Annotated in this window: 20 protein-coding genes; 7 read left to right on the forward strand and 13 right to left on the reverse strand. The window is 64.8% G+C overall.

What is annotated here, in order from left to right; all coding sequences use genetic code 11:
- The first annotated feature begins 26 nt into the window (after positions 1–26).
- Both ACFULT_RS16730 and ACFULT_RS16735 read left to right on the forward strand, forming a co-directional pair.
- Positions 27–827 carry an alpha/beta fold hydrolase gene (locus ACFULT_RS16730; RefSeq protein WP_378481958.1) on the forward strand — a complete coding sequence of 267 codons (801 nt, stop codon included), beginning with the start codon at positions 27–29 and terminating at the stop codon, positions 825–827.
- Positions 824–2,008: a PP2C family protein-serine/threonine phosphatase gene (locus tag ACFULT_RS16735; RefSeq protein ID WP_378481959.1), complete on the forward strand. Its 1,185-nt coding sequence runs from the start codon at positions 824–826 to the stop codon at positions 2,006–2,008. Before ACFULT_RS16730 ends, ACFULT_RS16735 begins: the two co-directional genes overlap by 4 nt.
- A 5-nt stretch (positions 2,009–2,013) precedes the next feature.
- Here ACFULT_RS16735 and ACFULT_RS16740 read toward each other — a convergent pair whose 3' ends face one another.
- From ACFULT_RS16740 to ACFULT_RS16785, 10 genes are all read right to left on the reverse strand, one after another.
- The gene (locus ACFULT_RS16740) at positions 2,014–3,204 is read right to left on the reverse strand and encodes a lipase family protein (protein ID WP_378481960.1); all 1,191 of its coding nucleotides are present in this window, start codon (positions 3,202–3,204) and stop codon (positions 2,014–2,016) included.
- A 6-nt stretch (positions 3,205–3,210) separates the two neighbouring features.
- Entirely contained in the window at positions 3,211–4,488 is a 1,278-nt protein-coding gene (locus tag ACFULT_RS16745; RefSeq protein WP_378481961.1) for a hypothetical protein, read from the reverse strand.
- Entirely contained in the window at positions 4,475–5,584 is a 1,110-nt protein-coding gene (locus ACFULT_RS16750) for a glycosyltransferase (protein WP_378481962.1), read from the reverse strand. Before ACFULT_RS16750 ends, ACFULT_RS16745 begins: the two co-directional genes overlap by 14 nt.
- The gene (locus tag ACFULT_RS16755; protein ID WP_241483730.1) at positions 5,574–6,854 is read right to left on the reverse strand and encodes a hypothetical protein; all 1,281 of its coding nucleotides are present in this window, start codon (positions 6,852–6,854) and stop codon (positions 5,574–5,576) included. Before ACFULT_RS16755 ends, ACFULT_RS16750 begins: the two co-directional genes overlap by 11 nt.
- 277 nt (positions 6,855–7,131) lie before the next feature.
- Positions 7,132–8,220: a glycosyltransferase family 4 protein gene (locus tag ACFULT_RS16760; protein ID WP_378481963.1), complete on the reverse strand. Its 1,089-nt coding sequence runs from the start codon at positions 8,218–8,220 to the stop codon at positions 7,132–7,134.
- Entirely contained in the window at positions 8,217–9,767 is a 1,551-nt protein-coding gene (locus tag ACFULT_RS16765; protein WP_037109005.1) for a flippase, read from the reverse strand. Before ACFULT_RS16765 ends, ACFULT_RS16760 begins: the two co-directional genes overlap by 4 nt.
- A complete protein-coding gene (locus tag ACFULT_RS16770) occupies positions 9,764–10,837 on the reverse strand; it encodes a glycosyltransferase family 1 protein (RefSeq protein WP_037109003.1) in 1,074 nt (357 codons plus the stop codon). Before ACFULT_RS16770 ends, ACFULT_RS16765 begins: the two co-directional genes overlap by 4 nt.
- The gene (locus ACFULT_RS16775; RefSeq protein ID WP_378481964.1) at positions 10,729–12,129 is read right to left on the reverse strand and encodes an O-antigen ligase family protein; all 1,401 of its coding nucleotides are present in this window, start codon (positions 12,127–12,129) and stop codon (positions 10,729–10,731) included. Before ACFULT_RS16775 ends, ACFULT_RS16770 begins: the two co-directional genes overlap by 109 nt.
- Before the next feature lie 49 nt (positions 12,130–12,178).
- Positions 12,179–13,633: a sugar transferase gene (locus ACFULT_RS16780; protein WP_037109033.1), complete on the reverse strand. Its 1,455-nt coding sequence runs from the start codon at positions 13,631–13,633 to the stop codon at positions 12,179–12,181.
- 190 nt (positions 13,634–13,823) lie between these two features.
- On the reverse strand, positions 13,824–14,531 hold the full coding sequence (locus ACFULT_RS16785) for a GAF domain-containing protein (RefSeq protein ID WP_037108996.1): 708 nt from the start codon (positions 14,529–14,531) through the stop codon (positions 13,824–13,826).
- Between the two features lie 117 nt (positions 14,532–14,648).
- Here ACFULT_RS16785 and ACFULT_RS16790 point away from each other — a divergent pair, with 117 nt between their 5' ends.
- Complete coding sequence (locus tag ACFULT_RS16790) at positions 14,649–15,776, forward strand: cellulase family glycosylhydrolase (RefSeq protein WP_037108993.1); 1,128 nt, start codon at positions 14,649–14,651, stop codon at positions 15,774–15,776.
- Here ACFULT_RS16790 and ACFULT_RS16795 read toward each other — a convergent pair.
- Positions 15,737–17,197, reverse strand: a complete 1,461-nt coding sequence (locus tag ACFULT_RS16795) for an MFS transporter (protein ID WP_037108990.1) — start codon at positions 17,195–17,197, stop codon at positions 15,737–15,739. The genes ACFULT_RS16790 and ACFULT_RS16795 overlap by 40 nt on opposite strands.
- Before the next feature lie 151 nt (positions 17,198–17,348).
- On the opposite strand from ACFULT_RS16795, the gene ACFULT_RS16800 reads away from it, so the two are divergent.
- Complete coding sequence (locus tag ACFULT_RS16800; protein ID WP_037108988.1) at positions 17,349–17,981, forward strand: TetR/AcrR family transcriptional regulator; 633 nt, start codon at positions 17,349–17,351, stop codon at positions 17,979–17,981.
- Between the two features lie 7 nt (positions 17,982–17,988).
- Here the strand turns inward: ACFULT_RS16800 and ACFULT_RS16805 are convergent, their stop codons facing one another.
- Complete coding sequence (locus ACFULT_RS16805; RefSeq protein ID WP_378481965.1) at positions 17,989–18,714, reverse strand: SDR family NAD(P)-dependent oxidoreductase; 726 nt, start codon at positions 18,712–18,714, stop codon at positions 17,989–17,991.
- 70 nt (positions 18,715–18,784) lie between these two features.
- Here ACFULT_RS16805 and ACFULT_RS16810 point away from each other — a divergent pair, with 70 nt between their 5' ends.
- From ACFULT_RS16810 to ACFULT_RS16820, 3 genes are all read left to right on the forward strand, one after another.
- Positions 18,785–19,426, forward strand: coding sequence for a pyridoxamine 5'-phosphate oxidase family protein (locus tag ACFULT_RS16810; RefSeq protein WP_037108983.1), 642 nt, complete (start codon positions 18,785–18,787; stop codon positions 19,424–19,426).
- 111 nt (positions 19,427–19,537) lie between these two features.
- A complete protein-coding gene (locus ACFULT_RS16815) occupies positions 19,538–20,152 on the forward strand; it encodes a hypothetical protein (protein ID WP_378481966.1) in 615 nt (204 codons plus the stop codon).
- 60 nt (positions 20,153–20,212) lie between these two features.
- Positions 20,213–23,041, forward strand: a complete 2,829-nt coding sequence (locus tag ACFULT_RS16820; protein ID WP_378481967.1) for a BTAD domain-containing putative transcriptional regulator — start codon at positions 20,213–20,215, stop codon at positions 23,039–23,041.
- Here the strand turns inward: ACFULT_RS16820 and ACFULT_RS16825 are convergent.
- On the reverse strand, positions 23,030–23,377 hold the full coding sequence (locus ACFULT_RS16825) for a hypothetical protein (protein ID WP_141217192.1): 348 nt from the start codon (positions 23,375–23,377) through the stop codon (positions 23,030–23,032). The two genes, ACFULT_RS16820 and ACFULT_RS16825, sit on opposite strands and share 12 nt — an antisense overlap.
- Between the last annotated feature and the right edge of the window lie 25 nt (positions 23,378–23,402).

Below are 23,402 nucleotides of genomic sequence, written 5' to 3' on the forward strand. Positions count from 1 at the left end.
GTAGCAGCAGGTGAAAGACTGTGCCGATGGATGTGCGTGTGAAGAACAACGTGACGGTCACCGGGGTTCCCGACGGCCCGACCGTCGTGCTCGCACACGGATTCGGATGCGACCAGCATCTGTGGCGCGGCGTCACCGCGCTGTTGGCGTCGACCTGCCGCATCGTGCTGTTCGACCACGTCGGTGCGGGCGGATCGGACCTGGCTGCTTGGAACGAAGAGGACTACTCCGGCCTCGATGCATACGCAGCGGACGTCGTCGATCTTCTCGTCGATCTGGATTTCGGGCCCGTCACCTACGTCGGCCACTCCGTCGCGTCGATGATCGGGGTGCTCGCCGCATCCGAGCGCCCGGAACTTTTCGACAAGCTGGTCTTGGTCACGCCGTCACCGCGCTACATCGACGACGATGACTACCAGGGCGGTTTCACCCGAGGCGACATCGACGAACTACTCGAATCGCTCGATGCGAACTACCTCGGTTGGTCGGCAGCGATCGCACCGATGATCATGGACAACCCCGATCGTCCCGAACTGGCGGCCGAACTCACCGACACGTTCTGTCGGACGGATCCATCCTGTGCCCGTTCGTTCGCCCGCGCGACGTTCCTCTCCGACAACCGCACCGACCTCGGTCGCGTCGTGACCCCCACGCTCGTCATCGAGTGCGAGCACGACGCGTTGGCGCCGCGAGAGGTCGGCCGCTACGTCCACGACAACATCGTCGGCAGTGAGCTGATCACGTTGAACGCCAGTGGACACTGTCCGCACGTGAGTCATCCCGACTTGACGGCCGCCGCAATACTGTCCTTCGTCGGCCGCACGTGAGCGACGTAGATCCGCTCCTGGTCGAATCCGCGGAGGATCTGTACGAGAACGCTCCGTGCGGTTACCTCTCGACGTGGCCGGACGGCCGCATTGCCAAGGTCAATTCCACGCTGACGAACTGGCTCGGATTCGAGCGCGAGGAACTGCTCGGTCTGCGCTTCACCGAGTTGCTGACGGCGGGAGGGCGGATTCACTACGAGACGCATTTCGTGCCCCTGCTGTTCACCCGCGGAACGGTGGACAGCGTCGCGCTCGACCTCGTTGCCCGGGACGGCGAGCGCCACCCGATGTTCGTGACGGCGAACGTCGGACGCGGACCCGACGGGCTGCCTGCTCTGGTTCGGATCACCGCTCTCGACGCCGGGGAGCGGCGAGCATACGAGCGTGAACTGGTCGCCGAACGACGGCGTGCCGAGCGCGAGCGCGAGCGCGTCGAGGTGCTCGCACGCACACTGCAACGCTCACTGCTGCCGCCTGCACTGTCGCCACCCGCAGGCGTCGACTCCGCCGCGTACTACCACTTCGCGTCGCAGGACGACGTCGGGGGAGATTTCTACGATCTGTTCCCACTGTCCGGCGACCGCTGGGGATTCTTCCTCGGAGACGTATGTGGGAAGGGGCCCGACGCGGCCGTCGTGACGTCCGCGACGCGGTACTCGCTACGCACGGCGGCGGTGTACGCACAGGACCCGGTCGAGGTGTTGCACAACCTCAATTCGCTTCTGCTCCACGAGTTCGGGCACGAAGATTCGAGATTCTGCACCGTGATCTTCGGCGTCCTGACCGTGCGCGACGGCCGGCTCGACGTCGAACTGGCCAGCGGCGGGCACCCGCCGGCTCTGCTGCTGCGAGTGGACGGCACAGCGAGTTATCTCGACACCACCGGCGGCCAGCTGGTCGGCATCCTCCCCGCACCGCGTTTCCTGTCCGTCCACGTGCAGCTGCTACCGGGGGACACGCTCGTGCTGTACACGGACGGCCTGACCGAGGCTCGGACCGGAGTAGGGCGGAAACGGTACGACGATGAGGGCGCACTGCTGGAGTTCGCCGCCTCCCGATCGCCCGCATCGCCCGTCGAGTTCGTCGACGATCTTCGAGAATTGTTGCTGGGCTTCGGCGAAGGGCTGTCCGACGACACCGCCATACTGGCCTTCGGGCTGCCGTTGCAGCCCCAGGCGTAGCGACATCAACCGCCGCAGTTGTTGGGCGGCGGCGTGCCTGCAGCGCGTCCGTCGAGCCACTGCGCGGGCAGCGCACCGAGATTCAGGATGCCGTGTCCCTGATTCGCGGCGACCTGCAGTTCGATGACATCGCCCATGGCGCATCCCCGGCGGACGGCATCGATCGTCCACTGCGGTGCCACGAGCTGGTCCTGGTCACCGTAACCGACGAACATCGGCTGGGGTGCCGGTCCTTTCGGAATGCTGTACTCGGCGAGCCACGTTCGTAACCGGTCCGCTGCCTGCGGGGACACCGGAGCGTAGTCGGCGGGAACAACAGAGTCGGCCAGGGTGGACTGCAGGGCAGAATTCTCGCCGACGCACGTGAGAAATGCGTCGCTTCGGCGTTCGAGCACCCCATGCAGGTAGTCGCTCGTCTCGAGTTCGGGATGTTTGGCCGCGATACCGGTCAGGATGGACGGCAGAGCGGCGATCTGGGCGGTGGTCAAGGTGCCGTTCTGCATCTCGTCGACCAACCCGGTCAGGTCGGTGGCGGGGGACATGCTCACCGTGCCGAGCAATTGGAGGCCCTCGCCGTAGTCGTCGGACAGTTCGTTGGCCGACCACACGGCCTGCCCTCCCTGGGACACCCCGTACCCCACCCAGTCGGTGGAGCTCTCCGGCAGCACCTCCCGCGCCGCGCGCACCGCGTCGATGATGTTGTATCCGGCCGTCGTCGGCTCCAGGTACGGGTGCACCTCCGAGGTGCCGAGGCCCTGGTAGTCGGTCATCGTGACGGCATAACCGTTGGACAAGAACGGAATGATCGTCGTGAGGCTGCCCAGCAGGCCGATGCGGGTCGACGGGGCGCATCGACTGTTCACCCCGGTCGTCGCGTGGCCGATCGACGCTATCGGCCACCCTCCCTCGGGCGGAGTTCCCTTGGGCGCGAACACCACTCCGGTGACTTCGGTGGGGGAGCCGTCGATACCGGATGTCGAGGCATAGCGCACCGACACCGACGTGCCGGTGAGGTCCGCCAGCGCGGGATACCCCGGGAACTCGACCGGCTCGGCCAGCAGCCGGCCTGGTGACCCGTCGGTCGCCGCGGCGTCGACGTTCGCTGCGTCACCGGACGAACTCGAACACCCCGCCAGTGCAAGGACGCCGACGAGTGCCGCAGCGATTCCTCGTGCTCGGAGCGCTCCACGGATCATCGGTCATCACTTCGGTTCGGCCTGAAGGGTCCCGACGGGGTCGTCGCACATCCGGCGCAGAGCGGATTCGATCACGGCGGGGTCGATCATCTTGTCGCAGAACGACGCAGTGAACGTGCGCCCGTTGTCGATCTCCGACACCAGCAGTGTGGCGCCGTCGGGCCCGTCCGGCTCCAAGAACGCGGCCAGGCGCGGGGGCCGCTCGTCACGGATCCACAGCCCGTCGTCGAACATCGTCAGTTTGCCGAGATCGCTGACTGCAAGGCGGACGCGGTCGTTCACCTCGATCGACGACTCGGTCGGCGCGTGAGCTGTCGGTGCCGAGCGCTTCAGAGCGGCTTTGATCTGCGACATCCCCAGAATGGCTATGGGCCAACCCGATTCGATCACCTGACGCATCAGTGCGGCGATGTCGGCGGCGCTCGGCGACGGGGGAATCCGGACAGGGATACCGACGGCGAAGTTGCCGTGGCCGTCCTGCAGCTTCGGTGGCAGGTAACGACGACTGTTGAAGAGAATCATCACCGACTCGTCGACGGTGACGCCCTCTGCCTCCAGCGCGGCAATCCACAACGCAATGGTGACCGACGCGGTCGTGGCCTTTCCGGGTTGACTGGACGCCCACTTCTTCAGCTGCGCAACACGATCAGGGGCCATGAAATCGGCTCGCGACGTCTTACCGGCTTCCCAGTCCTCGATGCGCTTGGTGGCACCCGCTACCAGGCGAGGCGGCTTCTTGTTCTGCTTGCGCAAACGCCAGAAATCGCGCAGTGCCGCGGGACGTGACAAGTAATGGTGGCGAAGCGCCGTCCACGTGGTGTTGCTCGGCAGTCCCTTGGCGAGAGCCGGGGCGCGGTCGAAGTCGATGTTTCCGCCGAGGGTGGCGAGCAGCAGCACACCCATCTGACCGTCACCGACGCCGTGCGAATAGTCCACGGCGATGTAGTCACCGGCGATGACCACCTCCAGCGGCTCCCGCACGCCGGGGCGACGCCGGATCACGCCCATCAGATGGCCGAGGTCGCGACTGTCCTCGGCGGGCAGGTGAACGATCGGGGTCCGCTCGCCCAAATTCCGACGGTAGCGCCACTCGACGTTGTGAGTGTCCGGCTCCACTGCGAGCCGAGGAGTCGACGTGCTCTGCTCCGCTACTGTCAGGGCCTTGCGGATGGCGTCCTCGTCCAAGCTCACGCACGGGCCGACGACGGCAATGGTGCGGGCTTCGGCAAACACGCGATCCATCGCGGTGGATCGATACGTTGTCGTGCGGTCAGACGATGTCATCGAGAACCCCCTGCATCCTGGCTCGGAAGTTGGCCCGGGAGAAACCCTCCGCCCAAGCGCGGATCTCGTTGCGGTCGAACGCCGACGGATCGAACGACGACATCGCGGAGGCGAAGCCGTCGACCACTTCGTCGTCGGAACCCGATGCGACGAGTTGGCCGGACACCCCGGGTACGACGGTGTCGAGCGCGCCGCCTTCTCCGAGTGCGATCACCGGAGTTCCGGTTGCCATCGTCTCCACCGGCACGATTCCGAAATCCTCCACACCGGGCATCAGCAGGCCACGAGCGCGTCGGTGAAGCCCGAGCAGGTCTTCGTGCGACACACGCCCGAGGAATGTCGTGTTGGGTCCAGCGAGTTCGCGGCATGCGCTCATGGCTCGACCGTCACCCGCAACGACCAGTTTGATGTTGGCGGCCGCGGCTGCCTTCACCGCAATGTCCGGCCGTTTGTAGGGCACCAGTCGCCCTGCCAGCAGAAAGAAATCCTCGCGTTCGACTGACGCGTCGGGGGTGAATCCCTCGGTGTCGACGGGGGGATGAACGACCACCGCGTCGTCGCGTCCCCACCAGTTGGAGATGCGATCGGCGACCGCGGAAGAATTGGCCACCACCGTACGCAGCTTGGGAGCAGCAGCGATCTCGCACTTGCGGGCGACCGCGGACAAGGCGGTGAGTATCGCGGCACCTGCCTTGCCACCGCCCTCGCCCGCACGAAGCGCTGGATCCCACGCCCATCGAGCCGGACTGTGCACGTACGCAACGACGGGTGCGTCGGTGGCGAACACCGCCTGCGTGGCGAACGCATGGTGGCTGACGATGGCAGCGTCGATGTCGCCGAGTTTCAAGTGCCGAAACGCCGTGGGCATCAGGGGGAGCAGTGGGGCGTAGGAGCGCTCGCCGAGTGCCTTGTATCCCGTGTTGAGGAACGTCGTCTTCGGTGGCCGCGGCAGGTCCTTCGGAATGCCCTGTGCACGTGCCACCGCGGCATACACCTGGGACTCGGGCCACTGCAGCGCAAGCTGTTCGATGACGTGTTCCGACCCTGCGATCTCGGTCAGTCGCTCGTGGACGATTGCAACCCGGTCAGTGGTCATCGCTCGGGGCCTCCGCATTCTGTGGCTCGGCAGACTTCTTGCGTCGTGTGCTACTGGCTTGTTGCAGCACGAGATACGTGGGTACGCCGAACTCGTGCAGGCGACGAAGGGCGTGCTCGGCGGCTTTCCGATCCTTGCCGCCCTTCGAGAGGATCACGACGGCGCTCTCGACGTCTGCGACATCGACGACCGTCCACCACTCGCTGGCCAGACCTCCCTCGATGAACGCACGTCCGTCCTGGGGTGGGACCGCTGTGGCGACGGCGTATCCGGCGATCGGGGTGGTGCTGCCTGCGTTGGACTCGGCGTCCTGGCCGATCAGGATGACGGCTTCGTAGCCGTCACGTCCGGGCGCGGAATGCCGCGCCGAGCCCGATGTGCGGGGCCCCCCGCGCTCACGCGCAGCGATTCTGCCGACCACCGACGGAGGCAGCGCATCTCCACCCTGAGGATCGAAACTGGCACGGTACTTCTTGGCGACTCGGCTGGCCCATGCCCGCGTCGGCCTCGATCCGATTCTGCTGCGCAGCAACACGATCAGCTCTGCGGCGATGACAAGTGCGGCGAGCGCGGCAACCGATGCCTCCGAGAACGGCTTGGGGGAGACCGGGGTGTCGCTCTGTTCGGGTGTGGACAATACGACGAGCTGATCGCCGCCGCCGCTCTGTACCTGCGCCAATTGTCCTCGCAGATCGCTCAGAGTGGCGTTCGATGCAGTCTTGGCATCCCCGTCCGGAAGCGCGGTGTTCCGTGCTTCTTCCGCGGCCACCGCTGCCTGAAGCTGTTCGAGCTGGCTCTGGGTGTCGCGAGCACTGTTGGCGTTGGCCGCCTGCGCGACAGTCGACACCGTCGACTGGGTCAACTCGAGGGCGAGCTCCGGCGACGGCGCCGTGACGGTGAAGACCAGCAGAGCAGGCGAGGTGCCGGGCTCGAGTGCCAGGTTGGAAGCGAGAGTGCCCGCGGTCCAGTCGGTGTCCACCTCCGAGACCACTTGCTCGAGCACGTCGTTGTCCGACGCGAGCCCGATGAAGGGCGCTCGCATCTGCTCGATGAACGCATCACCGGGAACCAATGCCTGTGCAGGCTTGATCTCGGTGACGATCGATGCCGAATACTGCTTCTCGCTCAACTCGGTTCGGGCGAAGAACACCGCAGCGCCCACCAGCAAGCCGATGACGAGCGCGGGAAGGAAAGCGCGGCCGAGTTCTCTCATGTGCCCGGCGAGGTCGATCGGCGGCGGCACGTCGCTACGGTGCACTGGATCGTTCACGGATGCCAACCGAAGCTCCTTTGATCGCCTACACGGGCAGAGAGTCCTTCACTCGAACGTGAAGACCGGACAGGTGTGATGATACCCAAACCGCCTCTCGGTGCTTCGGTACGCCCGATACGGCGCGTGAGTGCCGGTGTTGCGAAAATCGCTGCCGTGAAACAGGAATGAAGTTCTTTCGGACCGCTGGAAGCAGTCGGTGACGCGGTTTCGAGCGGCGAGAACCGGACCGACTCCGGTTCGTGAGTCCGTGGCAGATCGACGTCCGACCGTGGCCTCATCCGATCAGCGCCTCGAGCAACGCGGGCATCGTGATGGAGATGTTGTGTTCGGCGCCGATTTTCGCGCGGGCGGAGGATCCCAGAACGGTGCGACGCGCTCCGTCCGCCAGCACGTCCTGGATCGCGTGGGACAACGCCGCAGGGTCGCCGGGTGGAACCAGAACACCTGCACCGTCGCGCAGAAATTCGGTCGGCCCACCGTGATCGGTTGCGATCACGGGCAATCCGTGTGACATCGCTTCCAACACGGCAAGCGGACCGGCCTCCGGGAGAACGCTCGTGGACACCACGACGTCCCATCGCCGAAGCGCATCGTCGAGCTTCGTGTGGCCGAGAAACCTGACTCGGCCGGACAGATCCGGTTCGCTAGCCCGCTCGTGCAGTTCGGCGACGTAACTCTCGTCGCTGGGAAAACTGCCGCCGGCGAGTTCGACATCCACCCCGGGGGTGAGCGCCAGCGCGTCGAGGAGCACCCGGTGTCCCTTCCACGGGGTCAGCAGCGCAAGCATTCCGACGACAGGCGGCGTGTGGACAGTGCTACGGCCGAAATCCTCGACGGGCCAGGGCACGCCGTACGGGACGAGTTCGACGTCGATACCGGCAGCGCGCACCGGAGCAGCGGCCGCGTCGGTACACGCCACTGCTCTGCGTACGACACCTCGGCCGAGCCTCGTCACTGCGCGCTGTCGCCCGCTTGCCATCACGTCGTGAACAAGCCACGACGCACCACGAGGTGGGCGTGCGATGCGCGTTGCCGGCAGAGCGAAGAGGGAATTGACGACGGTCGCAGTCCCTGCTCCTCGCACCAGGGGGCGCAGGGTTCTTCCCGCCGACCACCAGCGGGCGAGCATCTGGCCGGCCGCCATCACCCGCGCTGCGCCGCGTTGGCCGCCCAGTCCCAGTTCCGGGATCGGCACGTGACGAACGCTGTCGGGTAGGGCCTCTGCCAATGCGCCGGCCGGGCTGGCCACCACGACGGTGTGTCCCGTTTCCGACGCTCGATCGACCAGCGCGAGCAGCATCTTCTCCGCTCCGGACACCTGTCCGGTGTGGGCGACGAACACAACGGTGGAAGTGTCGGTCATCGTTTCTCCGCTCGGTGTCGGCCCCCGGCCCGCGGTGTGGCCGCGCCGGGGGTGGTGTCGTTGCCCAGTGGTGATTCGACGAGTCCGAGCTTCGCAGCACCGAACACGATGACGACCAGCAGCAGCGCGAACACGATGGACACCACGAGCCACAGGGATGGAAGTGCCGAGACGGCAAGCGAACCGGCGTAGGACAGCGCAGCCGCAAGGACCACGATCAGCGCGATCGGACCCAGAGGTAGCAACGTCGACACCGGAACCGTTCGGGCAATGACGATCCACAGGAGTACGACGGTCGTTCCCAGCGTCGCGACGGTGGAAATGGCGGCCCCGTCGTAGGACATCCGCGGAATGAGAACGAGATTGAGCCCCACGTTCAGGGCAAGTCCGAGCACTGCGACCAGCGGGTAGTGGCGCTGCATTCCTGCAGAGGCGAGGAGGAAGATTCCCAGGAGGATCAGCGACATCAGGGCGGCACCCAGTACCAGTAGTCGTGCGGCATCCGCACCTGCCACGAACCGCTCGCCGTAGAGAAGCTCGATGAGATGATCGGCCGACGGCCAGAAGGCGACCACCGCAGCGGCTCCGAACAGCGCGAACAGCGTTGCTGCCGACCGTGTTCGCTTGCGGAATGTCGCGAGGTCGTCGGGCCACGCGGCAATGAGAAGGGTACTGATGGGCGCAACTGCAGCCAGAATGATGGTGTCCATCATGTCCGAGAACTTGTAGCCGATCGAATACAGTCCGACCGCGTCGAATGTGTCGAGCAGGCTGAGCATCAGAACATCGATCTTCAGCATCGCGATGGTCAGTGCGAAACCGATTGCCAGCGGTATCGCTTCGCGTAGGTACGGACCCCACCGGTGCACATCGATGTGCCGGGACGGCTTCAAACCCAGCGACGGTCGCCTGATTCCGACCGATTTCGACACCAGTTTGAAGATCTCGTTGATGACGGCAGGTAGTACGAACACGAGCAGAGTCGGCGCGAAGACGGCGGCGAGGATGGTCAGTGCCAGTTGAATTGCTTGGCCGAGACTCTCGGCGACAGCGACCATCAGCAGTCGGTGTCGGCTCTGGAACAGAACCGACAGTGCGTGACTCGGGGTGGCGAAGACGACGACGAGACCGCCTACCGCTGTCGCCAGCACCACTTCGGTGGGGTATCGGAGGATGAGGACGTACCCCACGGCGAGTACGTACCCGACGAGGCCCAAGGCGGTGCGCAGAGCCAGGAACGACGACGCGGTTCGCGAAATCTCCTCCGGGCTGCCGTCCATCAAGCGTGCCAACACCACCCGGCCGACCCCGAGATCGGTGACGACGGACATCAAGCCCAACAGCGCGAACACGAAGCTGAACTGGCCCCAGCCCTCAGGGCTGAGCGAACGGGCCACGATGACGCTGCCGACCCAGCCCAGTCCAGCGATGATGACCCGGCTCACCAACACGGCGGCGGTGGCTCTTGCTGCTGCTTTCGGGTCCGCGGCTATGGCCCGGTAGTCGGGCGGCTGCTCGGTACCCTCGGCGGACGGGTCCTCGGTCACGAGATGATCCCCGCTTTTCGGTAGGCCTCGACGGTGCGCTGGGCCGTGCGTCGCCAGGTCAGTCCCTCGGAGACTGCCGCGGCGTTCGACACAAGGGCAGCGCGAGCATCGGCGTCGAACACGATGGGACGCATGGCGTCCGCCCAGTTGTCCACCCGCTCCGAGCCGAGAAGCACAGCACCGTCGCCGACGACGTCGGGCAGGGCACCGACGGCACTGGCGACGACCGCGCCGCCGCAGGCCATCGCTTCGACGGGTGGAAGTCCGTACCCCTCGTAGCGTGATGCGTACGCGGTGACCGTAGCGGTGGCGTACAGAGCGGGCAGGTCCTCGACATCGATGTAACCGAGGCCGATCGACGACGTCGGGGCGTTCGGCCCCTTCGATCCAGCGCCTGCCAACACCGATGGAATTCCGAGTCGTTCGGCCGCATCGGCGACGAGCTGAACGTTCTTGCGCGGTTCGACGGTGCCGACCTGCAATACGAACTTTTCGGGAAGAGAATACTTCTCGCGGACGGCGTCGAGGGCGGATTCCGCCGGGGGCGTCGCCCATGCCGCGGGCGCCAGTTCCGCGACGGCGGCTTCTCGGCCGCTGACGGCCTTGATGCGATCGGCGGTGAACTGCGACACCGCGATCAACAGGTCGGCTTTCCTCAGCGCACGTCGAACGAGCTTCTGTTCACCGAACGCCCGGAACTTGCTGGACGCCGACGGCATGTCGATGACAGACAGGTCGTGGACGGTCGCCACGGTGGCTGCCCTGGTCACGAGAGGGAGGTCGACATCGAGACCGTGGACGACATCGCAGTCACCGACGGGCAGCGCCCCCAGAACGGCACGCACCGCGCCGTCGGCGACACGGCGGGGGAGCGGTTGCACGTCACCCGGGAGTTCGCCCACCGCGTCACGCTGGACGACGGCGGCGAGATCAGCCGTCGGTAGCAGTGCTGGAATCTCGTTCAGTAACTCGCGGATGTACGTCTGGACCCCGCTGCCGCCCGGCCGAAGGGCGAGCGCCCCGTAGACGATCCGGGGGTTGCTACTGATTCGTGTTGCGCTGCTGCGCATCCCACCACTCCTAACAGAAGCCAGAAATAAACGTCGATCGGAAAAATTTCGAAGTAGGTCGAGACGAGGCTCGCGAACATCGCCGCGACGATCGACGAACCGACACCGAGCGCAAGGGCCTCGTCGCCCCTGGGCAGAGACCTGGACAAGCGCGTGCACCACAGCAGAGCCGTAACGAGGAGTGCCACGACGGCCCACAATCCGATGGGCCCGAGTTCGAGCGCGGACTTCACGTAGTAGTTGTCCGGTTGATAGTTGGTGGACAATCCGCTGAACGTCACTCCCGAGGCCGTCGAAATACGGTCGGCTGCTGCGCCACTCGCACCGAGACCTTGGCCGAACGGGTGGATCAGAATGCTCGCGATGATGTCGCTCCATCCGTCACCGCGTTCGTTGAGGCTGCTGGACGAGAAGAAGACGGAGGAGATCTTGGGTACGAACGGAACGATCACCGCGACAGCCACACCGGCGACGACGAGTGGGACGGCCAAGAATCGGAACCGCACGGCGATCAGGTATATCAAGCCGACGAGCAAGCCGAGGATTGCTCCTCGAACGATCGAACTTGCCATCGCGACGACCATTATCGGCGACATCCACAGGAACGCGGCGTTGCGACGGCGCGCTGGATCGGCCAGTGCGACAGCACCGCCGACGAGCAGAGCCAACATCACGTACAAGCCGAAGGGGAACGGAAGGTTGAACGTACTGAAGGTTCGCAGCAGGCCGCCGGAAGTTCTGACCTGCGTGCCGTACTCGTATCCGAGCGAGACCAGGAAAGCGGGACCGAGCACCAATTGCGCAATCCCGACCAACGACGTGAACACGCCCATCCCCATGAGCACACTGACCAGGTTGTCGCGGTCACGGGCGTCGAACGGAGCGAGCCAGAGGATCCCCACCAACAGCATGTAGAAGAACGTCACCTTGATGGCGACGAACCCGATGAGCCCGAACGACACGAGCGCCGAGACGACTCCGAAGACGACGAACAAGGCGGCCGCGGGCCACCAGGGCATGGTCAACGGCGGGTGTGGACGTGGTGTCGGCGTCGATGTTCGCGGCCTGACTCGCCGCAACCATGCGCAGCCGAGTGTGAACAGCACAAGGCCTTCCTTCCATCCGGACACGACGCCGGGTACGGGAAGGATGGCCAACAGGCCGTTGAGCGGCACGAATGCAGCGAGAAGCAGCAGTCCTCGCTGGGGGCGGTGCACGATCGCACGGGCGACGAACAGACCCGCCCCCACCACCAGAACGGCGGCGAAGGCGATCGCGACATACGCGATCACGGACGACCCGGGACTCGTGAGTGTGGTTGGCCGGGAGCGATGTTCACACTCAGTCCTCGGCCCGCTTCAGCACGGCCAGAACGGTCAGGAACAAGATCTTGATATCGAGCCAGATGGACCAGTTCTCGATGTAGTAGTTGTCCCACTCCGCACGGTCCGCGATGGACGTCTGTCCACGTAGGCCGTGTACCTGCGCCCAGCCCGTGACGCCTGCCTTCACTCGGTGGCGCTCACCGTAGCGACGGATCTGCATGGCGAAGAGGTCGACGTACTCGGGCCGCTCGGGACGCGGGCCGACGAGGCTCATGTCGCCGCGGATCACGTTCAGCAACTGTGGCAGCTCGTCGAGCGAGGTCTGCCGCATGATCTTGCCGATCTTGGTACGGCGATCCACGCCCTCCACGCCGCCCGGTGCTGCGCCCTCGACTCGGACGAACTCTGCATCGGATGCCCGCGGCGGACGCATGGACCGAAACTTCAGGCAGTCGAACGGGATTCCGTCACGTCCGATGCGTTCCTGAGCGAAGAAGATGGGGCCGGGAGAACTCAACCTCACCAGCAGCATGAGCAGCAGGAAGATCGGTGAAATCAGCAGCAGGCCGACGCTGGTCAGCACTCGGTCGGTGAGTCCCTTGAGGAGGAATTGCCATCCCTTGGGGTCGACGTGAGGAAGAACCATGAGGGGGAGTCCGCCGATGTGCTCGACGCGGGTCTTGAGGCCGACGGTGTCGAACAACCGCGGCACCACCCAGACTCGGATGCCCAACTTGTGGGCGGACCTGACGGCGGCGACGAGCTCTTCGTGTTGAACGGAGGAGAACGCCACGATGACTTCCTCGGCCCCGGTCGTCTTGGCGATCATCTCGAACTGGCTCGGTGTGCCGAGATAGGGAACGTCGATGAAGTCCGGCGCGGTGGGGTCCACCGGCGCCACCGGTGTCACGTCTACGAGACCGATGGGGTTCAGCCCGTACTCGGGGAACTGACGCATCCGCGCGACGAGCTGATGACCGATCGGCCCACCACCGACGACGAGCGTCGGAGCCGCCGAGTTGTACTTCGCTCTGATTCGACGCTGGATGATCACGCGGATCAGGCGCCCTACAGCGATGGACACCGCTGCACAGATCCAGATGCGAACCATCAGCGCGCCGGGGCGGTACTCGGTGTCGACGACGATCATGATCGACAGCAGTGCGAGTGTGGCGAACGCGATAGCTGTCTCGACCGGGCCGATCTCGTCGAGGAAGTTCTTGCGGAGGCTCCGTCGGTACATTCCTCCTGCGCCGAGGAAAGCGATCACCAAAGGGATGAACAGCCAGGGTAGCCACCCCAACTCGGTGAGGCTGCCGGTTCGCCAGAGCAGGCCTTCGACAACCGCGATGGTTGCTGCCAATACGTCGACAGAAATCGTCACCACCGTATGCAGTGGGTCGACCCGTAGCCGATCGGTCAGGCTCCGCGGACGCGACTGCACGTCGCGCAGTGCGTCGGTGGTCGCCAGGGGCGATTCGAGAGTTTTAGACACGGGCCATTACTCCGTACATGACCCAGTTCGTGTTCCAAGCACTGTCAAAGGCTATCTCAGGCATTTGGTCACAACCCCCTTTTGCTTTATCGATCGTGTTACGGAAAAGCGACCGAATTCCTGTTATGGATCTGAATTTCGGGGCAAAGGTTCTGGATTGGCGTTCTCACCCGAATATTCGCTCGCGAACAATCCATGCAAGATCCTGCAGGGTTTGTTGGTGGCCGATTGTCCATTGCCTGGGCTGTTCGTCCCAGACGCACAGCGTGCCTACCGTGTGGCCCTCGCCGTCGTCGAGAGGGATGCCCATGTAGGACACCGCGAGGTTGTTCAGGACTGCTGGGTGATTCTTCAGTAGTTCGTGCAGACGTGCGTCTTCGACGACGAGTGGTTCACCACCGTCGAGGGTGTACTGGCAGATGCTCTGGTCGATCGGCAGCTGGCGCGATTCGGCTATCTCGGCCGGCAAACCGACTGCGCTCTTGTAGAACTGGCGCTTGTCGTCGATCAAGGAGATGGCCGCGGACGGAACCATCAGGGCGTCCGCCACCATCGATACCAGCCGGTCGTAACTGTCTTCCCTCGGTGTGTCCATCAGGCCGGTTCTCTCGACGGCCTTGACGCGGTCGCGGTTGTGCAACGGGCGATCGGACTCGGGCTGCTCCTCGTCCGAGGTCGGTACCTCGATCCGTGCGGCCTGCAGATGGCGCAGCAGTTGGCCGAGTTCGGAATCGTCGTCGGCAGTGATTTCCTGAACCAGCCGCGTCACGACCGCGCGGCGCACATACGCTTCGACCGATTCCCCGGCTTTGCCTGCCTGTTGCGCGAGAATTTCGTGTAAGCGGTCGTCGAACCCGGAAACAACGTCTGTCATTTTCCCGATGGTAATGCAGTCGAACGAAGTCGGCGTATCCATTCACTCGAGGTCGTGTCGGTGGCAGTAATTCGAACAAATGATGGTATCCGGCAGAACTGCTGTTATATTCTGCCGATGTTTCGGCGCGTAACGCTGAGCGTGCCGAAGATCGTGGTCACGCTTGCACTTCTGCTGGTTTCCATCGCCGCGGTCATCACTCCCGCGCACGCGTCACCTACGACGCCTGGGCGCACAGCGCCCTCGTCACCGGACGGGCGGTGTTCCGGAATGACCAGCTCGCCTCGCATCGGTGCTTCGCCCGGTGCCACGCTGGCTGCAGCGTCGAACGCGGATCTGAATGCGGAGTTGGACCTGGCGCGCGACGCCGGGCTGTTCTCCGTTCGGGTGGACATCGACTGGTCGACCATCGAACGCAACAGGGGGCAGTTCGACTGGGCGAACACCGACCGAGTGCTGGCAGCGGTAGTGGCGCACGGTATGTGCCCGCTCGGTGTCATCGCCTACACGCCGCAGTGGGCGCGCGTACCCGAGGCGATGGGTGACTCGCATTCACGGCCCGCAGATCCGAACGTCTACGCCGCATTCGCACGCACCGTCGTCACTCGCTACCGCGACCACATGAATCTGTGGGAGATCTGGAACGAGCCGAACATCGTCGGCTTCTGGAAGCCGAAGCCCGATGTCGCTGCGTACTCGATCATGCTGCGCGCGGCGTACCAGGCGATCAAACAGGTGCAGCCGGCGTCCACGGTGCTCAGTGGTGGACTTGCTCCCGCAACGGACAACGGCACGAACATGAATCCCAAGTCGTTTCTCTCCGCGATGTACCAGCTCGGCGCGAACAAGTACTTCGATGCGTTCAACGTCCACCCGTACACCTACCCGTGGCTGCCCAACGACCCGAGTACCCAAGAGTGGAGTACAGCGTTCGCGCTGTGGGCGATGCGCGACACCATGGTTGCCGGAGGCGATGCGGGTAAGCAGATCTGGTTGACGGAGTTCGGTGCCCCGACGGGAACCGCATCCAATGCGGTGAGCGAACAGGTCCAAGCGGACTCGATCGTCGTCGTGATGGATGCGGTCCTCGGTAATGCGTGGATCGGACCGTCCTACGTGTACGGCCTGCGAGATGCAGGCACGAACCTGGCCGATCCGGAACAGAACTTCGGGCTGCTTCGACGCGATTTCACGCCGAAGATCGCCTACGGGCGCGTCGCAGCCTTCACGGGGGCGTACTCCTGACGGCTGGGGGCTGCCGGCGCGAATCTCGGTAGGAACGCGGCGAGCGCGAGTGCGATCAGCGAGGCGCCGGCGGCAACGGCCATCGTCACCCGAAACCCCTGCTGCGACGGCAGTTCCGCCGATCCGAGCGTGATCGTCATCTGCGCCAGGATGACGCCTGCCACGGCGCTCGCCGTCGATGTCCCGAGCGAACGCATCAGCGTGTTCAGGCTGTTGGCCGCGGCGGTCTCCGAGGGTGGGACCGCGCCCATGATGAGGGCGGGCATCGCGCCGTACGACAGACCGATGCCTGCGCCGATGATGCAGGAGATGGCAACGAGCTGCCACACAGCGCTCATCGTGACGACACCGAACAGATAGCCGACGGCCACGACGATCGCGCCGAGCATCAGCGTCGTCTTCGGGCCTCTTGTCGTGGTGATCTTGGACGAGATCGGCGCGACCAGCATCATGACGATGCCGGAGGGGGCCATGACGAGACCGGTCACCAGCATCGAGCGGCCCAGTCCGAAGCCGGTTTCGACGGGCAACTGAAGAACCTGCGGGAAGACCAGCGTCATGGCGAACATCGCGAAGCCGAACACCACGGATGCGAGGTTGGTCAACAGCACCTGCCTGCGAGCCGACACGCGGAGGTCCACCAGTGGCTGCTTCGTGCGCAGTTCCCACCATCCCCAGATACCGAGGGAGACGACGGCGACGGCCAACAGACCCAGTGTGGTGGAACTGCTCCACCCCCACGTCGCGCCCTTGGAGATGGACAGCAGCAGAGTCACGAGAGCGACGGACAAACTGGCCGCTCCGACCGCGTCGAACGTTCCGCCGGTCCGCACCTCGGACTCGGGCACGAGCGTCAGCACCAGGATCGCGACGATTACGCCGAGTGCGGCGGACACCCAGAACAGGAAATGCCAATCGGCGTACTCCGCGATGAGCGCCGCCGCGGGAAGCCCCAGAGCGCCGCCGACACCGAGGGAAGCGCCCATCGTGGCTGTCGCGCCGGCGAGCTTCTCCCGTGGAAGAACGTCGCGCATGATGCTGATGCCGAGGGGGATGACACCGGCCGCCAGCCCTTGCAGCGCACGGCCGACGACGAGCGGAACCAGCGATTCGCTGAGCGCGCCGACGATCGACCCCGAGATCATCAGGACGAGGCTGGCCATCAACAGCAATCGCTTGCCGAACATGTCGCCGAGACGGCCCATGACCGGAACAGCGACGGCGCCCGCGAGAAGAGTGGCGGTGATGGCCCAGGCGGTGTTCGATGCCGATGCATCGAGCAGGGTCGGGAGCTGGGGGATCAGAGGAATGATGAGCGTCTGCATCAGTGAGACGACAATTCCGGTGAACGCAAGCACGGCAACGACGACGCCTGCTGGTGCCACCGTGGCGTTGTCGGGTGGTGGGGCAGTGGTCGACATGGGTTCGAGCCTCCCGGCGTTAGTTTTAAAGCAAGTGACTGAATCAATTTAAAGCAACTGCTTGACGGGGTCAAAGTGGCGTTGTTCACTGTGGTCGGTATGTCCGATTGATGACGAATTCGACGGTGACGACTGTGGAAGGCTGGTCCATATGACGCGTGCAGACCGCAACCTTGATACGCGCGAGGCGCTGTTGGCCACGGCCGAGAGGTTGTATGCGGAGGAAGGTATCCATCCGGTCTCGAACCGGCACGTGAGCGAGGCCGCAGGCCAGGGCAACAACGCCGCAGTCGCGTACCACTTCGGGACGAAGACGGATCTGGTGCGAGCAATTCTGGAGAAACATTCGCGATCGATCGAAGAGATTCGATCGCAGATGGTCGCGCGGGTGGAAGGATCGGATGATCTGCAGGATTGGGTTGCGTGCCTCATCAGGCCCTACGTCTCGCATCTCGACTCTCTCGGATCGCCCAGTTGGTACGGGAGATTCAGCGTCCAACTGATATCCGACCCGGTGCTGCGGTCCGTCGCCTACGCCCGTGCCGGCGAGTTGACAGCCCTGAAACCTACCCTCGCGGGTCTGGAGCGCTGCCTGCCCGAGTTGCCGGTGAGTGTCCGAAAGATTCGCGGAGACATGGCCCGCAACCTGATGATGCACACCTGCGCCGACAAGGAGATGGAGTTCGCCGAGAATCCGGACGTCCCGCCCAACTGGACCGACTGCGGCACCGATATCATCGACGCGACGGTGGGGATCTGGCGGGCCCCGGTGTCTCGGTCGTGATTCGAGGCTACTGACCGCCCGCGATGCGAATGGTCGTACCCGTCGCGTAGGACGCATCGTCCGACAGCAACCAGGACACGGCGCCCGCGATCTCGTCCGGGGTGCCCGCACGCTTCATGGGCACCGACTCCGCGACCTTCGCCGGTCTGTTCGGATCGCGATGAAAATCGGTCCAGATGGTCCCGGGCGCGACGGCGTTGACGCGAATGTTTCTGTCCGCCAACTCCTTGGCCAACCCGACGGTGAGTGCCTCGACTCCCGCCTTCGATGCCGCGTAGTGGACGTACATTCCGGGGCTTCCGAGAGTTGCTGCGGCAGAGGAGATGTTGACGATCGAGCCACCGGAGTGCGTCATCGGCGCGATGGCGTACTTGATGCAGGCGAGAACACCGACAAGGTTGAGGTCGATGTCGGCCCTGATGTCGGAGAGATCGTTGTCCACGAGATCGCCCACGGCAGAGGCGGCCTTGGCATTGGTGACCACCCCGGTGAGCGTCCCGAACTCCGCGACCTCTCCGTACATCGCGATAACGGATTCCTCGTCGGTCGTGTCCACGCGGCACACCAACGCACGGCGTCCTGCGGCTTCGACGTCTGCGGCAACGGACTCGGCGGCTGCGCGGTCACGCACGTACGTGACGACGACGTCGTGGCCGTCGGCGGCCAACCGTCTGCACACCGCAGCCCCGATGCCACGGCTTCCTCCGGTGACGACGGTGGTGCGAGTGGTCATGCACGTCACTGTGCCAGATGTGCCGAAAAGTCCGATGACTCGGTGCCCGGGCGTTGTTAGGCTTCCTCGCGTGGCATGGGACGAGATCACCGACACCGACGAGTTGACCGCACTGTTCGGCACACCGAGTTACCGGGCGGCCAACAAGGACCGTGATGCGCTGTTGCCGATCCACCTGGAGTGGCTGTCCATGTCTCCGTTCTGCCTCATCGGAACGGCCGACGACACCGGTAGATGCGATGTGTCGCCGAAGGGGGACCCGGCGGGGGCGCTGGTTCACGTGCTCGACGAGACCACACTCGCCATAGCCGAACGGCCGGGAAACAAGCGGATGGACGGCTACCGCAACGTCCTGCTGAACCCGCACGTGGGAATCAACTTCTTCGTCCCCGGCCGCGGAGACACTCTGCGGATCAACGGCGGAGCGCGGTTGCTCAAGGATGCGCCGTTCTTCGACGACATGAAGGTCAAGGGGCATCGTCCGATCCTGTGTCTGCTCGTCGACGTCGAGCAGGTGTTCTTTCACTGTGCCAAGGCGTTCATGCGGTCACGGCTCTGGGAGCCGGACACCTGGAATCCGTCGGCACTCCCGACGGTCGCTCGGATCACCAAAGCGGTCATGCCGGATTCACCCGAAACTCTCGCCGAGCTGGAGCAGTATTACGGCCCGTCCTACGAGGAGCAGCTGTACCAGCGGCAACAACCCCAGTAGCGAGTACCAGCGAGTACGCGTCGACTCCCAGCGAATTCCAAGCGGCACTTGCCATCGTGTGACCACCCGATCGATCCCGGTCGTCACATCGATACGCAAGGAGTTGCCGTCATGTCCACCATCCAGAACACGACCATCCCCCCCAGCATCCACGCAGGTGCCTCCGGCTCACCCAGAACGGTGCGCTCCGTGGGCATCACACTCGCCCTCGCCACCGCGGCGTGGGCAGTGGGCGTCGCCGTCGTCGGCGACCACCAAGGGTTCGGCTGGAAGTCCCTCGTCGGCGGCATCACGGCAATCGCGTTCCAGATCGCGATCATCAGGTTGTTGCTCTTGCAATACCGGACCGGAGCGATGGGTACCGGCAGGGTGGCCGCTGGCTTCCACGTCGCCCAGTTCGTGTTCATGACAGGCGCACTCGTGTCCTCCACCCTCGACATGTTCTGGCTGCTGCACGGCACCGCTGTGTGGATGGCATTCGATCTGTTCTGGCCGTTGTCGATGTTCGCGATGGTGGGCATCGGAATCAGGGTTGCCATAGCAGGGCGATGGACCGGCGTCGTCCGCTGGTGGACGCTGTGGGCGCAGTCGTGGTTCGTTGCCACGATCCCGCTCGTGCTCGTCGTGCGCGATGCCGGTCAGGTCATGGGCTCGGTTCAGCTGCTGACCGGCTACGTGGTCCTGGGCATTCTGTTGGCGAGAAAAGCCACCGTCACACCCGCGTAGTTCCGGTGCCCGGCCTCGATTACGGGCGACGAATGGCGAATCGGCATTTATGATCCTTCGGTGCCGATCCGACCGTCCCCGACCAGCGCCGGAGTCCAGGTGCGCGTGCTTGGGCCGCTGGAGGCTTCGCTCGACGGTGACCCAGTAGCGCTCGGGGGACCAGTTCCCCGAGCGCTCGTCGCACGTCTGGTCATCGCCGACGGTCGGATGGTCGGAGACGACACGCTCATCGACGATTTGTGGGGTGAGTCACCACCGCGAACAGCCTCGTTGACTCTGCAGGGATACATATCGAGTCTCCGCAAGGCGTTGGAGCCGGGGCGGGGCTCGGCGAAACCTACGATTCTCGTCCGCCGTGGTCCCGGATACGCGCTCGATCTTCCAGCCGACGCAGTCGACTCCAAGCGTTTCGTCGTCGCAGCAGCGAGGGGCAAGCAGGCGCTCGCGGCGGGTGACGCAGCCGACGCGGACCGCATACTGGGCAGCGCCCTCGAACTGTGGCGCGGACCCGCGCATGTGGACTGCGCCGACCGCGAATTCGCGAAAGCAGAGATCCGACATCTGGAAGAACTGCGCCTCGACGTCGTCGAAGATCGCGTGGACGCTGCAATCGCTCTCGGCCACAACGCTGCTGCCGCGGCCGCGTTGGAAGGCCACACTCGCGCACACCCACTGCGCGAGCGTGCGTGGGAACTGCTTGCCCTCGCCCTGTATCGCGGCGGCAGACAGGGAGACGCGCTTACTGCTCTGAGGACGGCTCGGGATCTGTTGGCCGAGGAGCTCGGCGCCGACCCGCGGCCGAGCTCGCTCGCGCTGTACGACGCAATCCTCCGCCAGGAGCCGTCTCTCGACGCACCTGCCGCGACCAAGGCGGGATCGTCGGCCCGGCCACGGAACAACCGGGTCCCGATTCCGGCAACTCATCTCGTCGGACGGCGCGAGGTCCTCGCCGACGTCTCCGCCGCGGTGAACGCACACCGCCTCGTCACGTTGACGGGTGCAGGCGGGATGGGCAAGACAAGGCTTGCTCTGGAAGTTGCGCGTGCGCGCGACGACACGGACGGACCGTGGTTCGTCGAACTGGCCGATGTGCGCGACGGCGGAGTACTCGTGGACGCTGTCGCGACCGCGTTGCAGGTTACGGTCTCCGGAGGTACAGACGCTCTCGTGGCGATTCTGCGGGAGCGGAACACGATTGTCGTACTGGACAATTGCGAACAATTGATCGGGCCCATCGCGGAACTGGTGGAGGCGATCCTATCGTCGGCGCCCGGGATCTCCGTGTTGGCGACGAGCCGCGAAGCACTCGGCGTGCACGGGGAATTCGTCGTCGACATGCCGCCACTGAGCACCGGCGTCGACGGCGAGGCTGTGCGGTTGTTCGTCGAACGGGCCGCGGCGCAGTTGGGAGGATGGGACCCGAGCGGGGATGATCTCGATCTGCTCGAGACGCTCTGCAACAGGCTCGACGGTATGCCGCTGGCGATCGAACTTGCCGCCGGGCAATGTCGCGCGTTGTCGGTGCGGCAACTCGTGGACAACATCGACGACCGATTCGCAGTCCTGCGAGGTGGCCCGCGCACCAACGTGCGGCATTCGACGATGCTCGCCGCCGTCGAGTGGTCTGTGTCGAGCCTCACCGACCCCGAACGCACGCTGTTCGAGGAACTGGCGATCTTCGACGGCGGTTTCGATCTGGATGCCGCGCGCGCGATAGTGGGGACGCGGAACATCATCGGTGACCTCGGCGCACTGATCGACAAGTCGCTCGTCAAGTCGGTCGGTGGCGACCCGCGTCGCTACCGGATGCTCGAGACGCTGCGTAGCTACGCCGCGTTGCATCGCGACCCGGGTCGAACAATGACGTTGCTGGACCGGCATACGTCGTGGGTGGTCGAAATGGCCGAGCAGGCCTACTTCGGTCTTCGCGGTCCCGAATGCCCCCGATGGATGACCCGACTGGACCGGGACATCTCGAACGTGCGCGCCGCGCTGGACCGCGTGGACAAATCGTCCGAGACCTATCTTCGGATCGCCGGAGGCCTGTACTGGTACTGGTATCGGCGTGGTCACGTGGCAGAGGGGCTGCGTTACCTCGAACCGGCGATGAAGGGGAAGGACATCGATATCAGTGTTCTCGTTCGCGCTGTTGCCGGACTCACCATCACCAGGTATCTGGCCGGAGACATGGCGGGCTTGTTCGAATCCTTCGGACGCCTGGCGGAACTCGAACCTGCCACTCCCGGTCACGACGTCGCCCGTTCCGACGCGCTCGTCTCCCTCGCGTTCTTCGAAGCCGGGGCAGGCGCGACCGAGGAGGCACTGAAGCACGCCGACGAAGCACTCGCGCTCGGTACCGTCATCGATGCGCCTTACACCCGTGCCGAGGCTTTGATGTCCGCAGGCACTGCCTACCTACGCAGCGGAGATTTGTCGCACGCGAAAGAACTGTTGTCCGCGGCGACCGATGTCGCAGCCGAGTCCGGTTACCAGTGGTGCGAAGGGTCGGCACTCTGGATTAATGCGAAAGTAGATCTTGCGCAGGGCAACTGGGGTGGGCCTGCCGAGGAGAAGCTGGCCCGGATGATCTCCGCCTGCGACAAGGTGTTCGACACGTCCTCGTGGATGGTCGGGCTCGCCACTCTGGCCTACGCGTTGTTTCGGCGAGGCGACTTCGATTCCGCAGCGCGGTTGCTCGGAGTAGTGGAGCGACAGACCGAACTCAACGGATACGTCCCCGTAAAGATGGACCCTATCGACCTCGGGCGATACGACCGAGAGATGCGGGAGAACATTCCGTTGTCGATTCTCGATGCGGGACGGGTCGTCGGTCGCGACCTCGACCGCGCGGCCGTGCGAGAGATGGTGCTGTCCATCTCAGCGTCGTGAGATCGCGAACACGACGTCCGCGCCGTCGGCGTTTTCGAGCGGGCCGAGAACTGCAGGTAGTGAGGCCGCCATGACCGATGCGGCGACGGATCCGGGAAGTGTGTCGACCTCGAGGTCGCCGAACACCGCGCAGGTCAGGGCCGAGGACACGCTGTAGGCGTCGGCGGCGGTGCAGGCGAACAACGGGAACGTGACGTCGGTCCCCAGGGCTACCGACCGAACCCGCAGCCATTCGAGAAACATCTCGGCGTCTGCCCGGTCGCAGAAACTCACCCGGGCCGCGCGGACACGGCAGCCGGTGACGAGAGTGGGGGCGGTAGACGTAGGTGCGCTCATGGGAATCGGGACCTCGCATTTCTTC

This window comes from Rhodococcus sp. NPDC057297 (genome assembly GCF_042667435.1).
In the GTDB taxonomy this organism is placed as follows: domain Bacteria; phylum Actinomycetota; class Actinomycetes; order Mycobacteriales; family Mycobacteriaceae; genus Rhodococcoides.